At 74.7% G+C, this 2,372-nt stretch carries 2 protein-coding genes; both read right to left on the bottom strand.

Annotation, left to right across the window (positions count from 1 at the left end; all coding sequences use genetic code 11):
* A partial coding sequence (locus AB0P06_RS36820) for a type I polyketide synthase (RefSeq protein WP_363615368.1) occupies window positions 1-1,712 on the bottom strand: 1,712 nt, incomplete at its 3' end.
* Between the two features lie 23 nt (window positions 1,713-1,735).
* Window positions 1,736-2,372 (bottom strand): phosphopantetheine-binding protein (locus AB0P06_RS36825; RefSeq protein WP_363615370.1); only part of this gene is annotated, 637 nt, incomplete at its 5' end.

A 2,372-nucleotide genomic window follows, 5' to 3' on the forward strand; every position in this document is an offset into this window, starting at 1 on the left:
CCCTGACCCGGGAAAACGAACACCGACCGACCGCTCACCTCCGCCCGACCGGACACCAACCCGGCCACGGCCCCTCCCTCGGCCAGGGCCCTCAGCCCGCTCAGCGCCCGCGCCCGGTCGGCGGCGACCACGACGGCCCGCTCGGTGAACCGGGTGCGCGCGGCGACGAGGGTGCGGGCCGTACGGGCCAGGCCGGTGTCCGGCTGCTCGGCCAGGAGCCGGCCCCAGGCGCCGGCCTGGGCACGCAAGGCGTCCTCGGAGGCGGCCGACAGCACCAACGGCAGTGCGGCACCGGTCGGTTCGGCGTCCGGCTGCGGCGCGTCCCCGACCGGGGCCTGCTCCAGGATCACGTGGGCGTTGGTGCCGCTGACGCCGAACGAGGAGACGGCGGCCCGGCGCGGCCGGTCGACCTCCGGCCAGTCGCGGCGTTCGGTGAGGAGCGCGACCGCGCCCGAGTCCCAGTCGACCTTCGAGGTGGGCGTGTCGATGTGCAGGCTCTTCGGCAGCACGCCGTGCCGCAGCGCCTCCACCATCTTGATCACGCCCGCCGCACCGGCGGCGGCCTGGGCGTGGCCGATGTTGGACTTCAACGACCCCAGCCACAGCGGCTGTTCGGCCGAACGGCCCTGCCCGTAGGTGGCCAGCACCGCCTGCGCCTCGATCGGGTCGCCCAGCGAGGTCCCCGTCCCGTGGCCCTCGACGGCGTCGACGTCCGCGGGCGTCAGCCCGGCATTGGCGAGGGCGGCGAGGATCACCCGCTGCTGCGAGGGACCGTTCGGGGCGGTCAGACCGTTGGACGCACCGTCCTGGTTGACGGCCGAACCCCGGACCACGGCCAGCACCTCGTGCCCCAGGCGCCGGGCGTCCGACAACCGCTCCAGCAGGAGGACGGCGACGCCCTCGGCCAGGCCGGTGCCGTCGGCGGCGTCCGCGTACGCCTTGCAGCGGCTGTCGCGCGCCAGGCCGCGCTGGGTGGCGAAGTCGACGAACACCTCCGGCGTGGCCATCACGGCGACACCGCCGGCCAGGGCCAGCGTGCACTCGCCCTCGCGCAGCGCCTGCGCGGCCAGGTGGACGGCGACCAGGGAGGAGGAGCAGGCGGTGTCCACCGTCACCGAAGGGCCTTCGAGACCGAGGGTGTAGGAGACCCGGCCGGAGGCGACCGAGCCCGAGTTGCCGATCCCGAAGTACCCCTCCAGGCCCTCCGGGAGGTTGAGCACGTGGTGCGCGTAGTCGTGGTACATCAGCCCCGCGTAGACGCCGACCGGCTGCCCCTTGAGCGAGGCCGGGTCGATGCCGGCCCGCTCCAGGGCCTCCCAGGAGGTCTCCAGCAGCAGCCGCTGCTGCGGGTCCGTCGCCAGCGCCTCGCGCGGCGAGATCCCGAAGAGCGCGGCGTCGAAGCCGCCCGGGTCGGCGAGGAATCCGCCCTCCTCCGCGTAGGTCTTCCCGGCGGCGTCCGGGTCGGGGTCGTACAGGCCGTCCACGTCCCACCCCCGGTCGCGGGGGAACGGGGCCATGGCGTCGGTGCCGTCGTGGACCAGGCGCCACAGGTCGGCCGGGGAGGCGACGCCGCCGGGCAGCCGGCAGGCCATCCCGACGATGGCGATCGGCTCGGTGCGCCGGGCCTCGACGTCGCGCAGGCGGCGCTTGGTCTGCTGGAGGTCGGCCGTGACGCGCTTGAGGTAGTCGCGCAGCTTGTCGTCGTTCGACATGGGGTTCTTCCTCGTATCCGTCATCAGGAAAGGCCGAGTTCGTTGTCGATCAGGTCGAAGAGCTCGTCGTCCGAGGCGGCGCCCAGGTCGACGCCCTCGGTCTCGGGTTCCTCGCCCGACTCCGCCCAGCGGGCGGTGAGGGCCTCCAGACGGGCGGCCACCTGGGCGCGCAGTCCGTCGGGCGCCCCGGACGCGCCGGCCGTCCCGACCGTGGCCGCCAACGCCTGCTCCAGCCGGTCGAGTTCGAGCAGGACGGGCGGCACGGCCACCGAGCCCGCCAGGCCCAGCCGGTCTCGCAGGTGCTCGGCGACGGCGGCCGGGGTCGGGTGGTCGAAGACCAGGGTCGCCGGGAGCCGGACACCGGTGGCCTCGGTGAGGCTGCCGCGGATCCGCAGCGAGGTCAGCGAGTCGAAACCGACGTCCTTGAACGCCTGAGCGGGCTTCACCGTCTCGTCGATGCTCTGGCCGAGCACCTTGGCCGCGCTGGCCCGGACCAGGTCCAGGAGCAGCCGGAGCTGTTCGGCCTCGCCCACCGCGGAGAGCCTGCGGAACAGGACCTCACGGCCGTCGTCGGCGGGTGCGCCGGTGGCGGCGGTGCGGCGGGGAGTGCGGACCAGACCGCGCAGCAGCGGGTTCAGCTCGCCGCCCGCCGCCTGCTTG

Origin of the sequence: Kitasatospora sp. NPDC088351, from assembly GCF_040685575.1 — a bacterium.
Classification (GTDB): domain Bacteria; phylum Actinomycetota; class Actinomycetes; order Streptomycetales; family Streptomycetaceae; genus Kitasatospora.